This window comes from Mesorhizobium sp. M4B.F.Ca.ET.089.01.1.1, from assembly GCF_004022605.1.
In the GTDB taxonomy this organism is placed as follows: Bacteria; Pseudomonadota; Alphaproteobacteria; order Rhizobiales; family Rhizobiaceae; genus Mesorhizobium; species Mesorhizobium abyssinicae.
The window spans coordinates 1-1,866 of the sequence record NZ_RZOS01000724.1 but is presented as its reverse complement, the minus strand read 5'-3'; the positions used below and the strand labels follow the sequence as shown (position 1 = coordinate 1,866).

Genomic DNA, 1,866 nt, shown 5'->3' with positions numbered 1-1,866 from the left:
ATGCATGCACCGCAAGCTCGTTGAAGCGCGTCCGCGGAAAGCGCCTGAACAGCTCGATGACGCGCCGCGAGCGCTGCCCCGCCACGCCGATATTGTCCAGTACGAAGTCGAGCAGCGGCAGGCTGCCGAGATCGCTGAGCGCGATGGCCGCGGCGATCCTGACTTCGCGCGAGCGGTCCTCGGCCAGCGCCGAAAGCAGGCGTGCCGACGCATCCTCCGAATCCAGCGCCGCGAGCATCTCGGCGGCGTGGATGCGTTCGGCGACGTTGCCTCGTTCAAGCTGCCTGCCGACACGGGCCGGCATGCCGCATTCCTTGAAGGCGGCAAGGACGTCGTCGTGCTCCGCGCCGCGCAGCAGCGACAGGAATTCGAAGCCGGCATTGATCGCCACCCCGGCCGGCACCGCGAGGATGGCCGCCTTCAGGGCCTCGCGGTCGCGGTTTTCGGTGAAGGCGATCAGCGCCGTCAGAAGCTGGCGCCGCTGATCGGCGTTGGCCGTGCCGCGGCGCTCCTGCAGCACCCGGCGCAGGATCAGGATCAGCATGATCGCGATGGAAAGTGCGCCAAGCAGGATGGAGAGGTCCCAGACGTACCACATGGTCAGAACCGCGCGGTCAGGCCGAGCCCGACGATGGTTCGGTCGAATGTCGGGCGTTGCTCATGCGCGATGCTGGCGCGCAGCGTCAGCGGATCGGTGACGTCGAAGGAAACGCCGCCAAAGACGGTGCGCGTCGGCACCAGCGTGCCGTCGGAGATTTCGGGCGCGTCGGCGTAGCCGCCGAACACGTTGAAGCGCTGCGTCACCGCGAGGTCGGCGCGCAGCACATAGCCGTCGGCGCGGGTGCCGATATCGTCCTCGGCATGCACCCAGCGGGCGGACAGCCCGAGCCGGCCGTCGAGGATGTAGCCCTGCACCCAGGGCGAGACGGTGGTGACACCGGCGTTGGCGAAATCGTCGTAGCGGGCGTCGATGTTGAGCGAGACCGGTCCGAACGCTTTCGCCGGCGCCACGACCTGCCAGGACGCGCCAGCGCCGATCGAATAGCGCGCCAGGAAATCGGCATCCGGCGTTGCGGCTGCCAGCGCATAGGCGGAGAAGGCGGGCGAAAATGCCTGGTCGATGCGGCCCTCGACCTGGACGTCGGTGTGTCCGTAGCGGGTCGCCACCCGCGTGCGGCCTGAAAGGGTCGTCGCCGGCGACAGCCGATAGGCAAGGCCGGCCGCGCTGTCGGTCCAGTCGCCGAGGCCGCCCGTGAGGTCGCTGACCTCCGTGCCGATGTCGAGCCGCCATTTGCGCGGCGGCGGCACCGCCAGCCGCTGCTCGATCTCGGCGGAGCCGGGCTCGATGGCGAGCGCCTGGTTGTAGGCTGCCCGCGCGGCCGCGTCGTCGCCCTCGGCGCGGCGGACGTCGCCGATCCCCACCAGCGCCTCCGCATTGCGCGGATCGATCGCAAGCACGCGATCGAATGATTGCCCGGCCCGCGTGTAGTCCGCTTCGAGAAGAGAAATCCTGGCGTCGAGGTTCAGCGCCTCGACATTGTCCGGCGCTGAGGCCAGCACGTCATCGACTATCGCGCGGGCGCGCGGCACGTCGCCTTGCCAGATCGCCAGGCGGACCTTGCCGAGTCGGGCGTCGAGCAAGCCGGGCTTGATCGCCAGGGCCCGGTCGAAGAACTGCCCGGCCTCGTCGAAGCGCTGGCCGGCGCCAGCGACCAGGCCAAGGGCGACCAGGACGTCGGTGTTCCTCGGCGCCAGCTTTAGCGCCCGGCGATAGGCCCGCTCGGCCTCGGCCAGCTTGCCCGCGGCCTTGAGCCGCCTGCCCTGCTCCATCAGCCCGGCGACGGGATCGGGCCGCCACAGCGGCGC

2 protein-coding genes are annotated in these 1,866 nt (G+C 70.0%); both read right to left on the bottom strand.

What is annotated here, in order from left to right:
• The coding region (locus EN780_RS33200) for a HEAT repeat domain-containing protein (RefSeq protein WP_348631290.1) at window positions 1-598 on the bottom strand (598 nt) is incomplete at its 3' end.
• Window positions 599-600: 2 nt separating this feature from the next.
• Window positions 601-1,866 (bottom strand): YaiO family outer membrane beta-barrel protein (locus tag EN780_RS33195; RefSeq protein ID WP_128276374.1); only part of this gene is annotated, 1,266 nt, incomplete at its 5' end.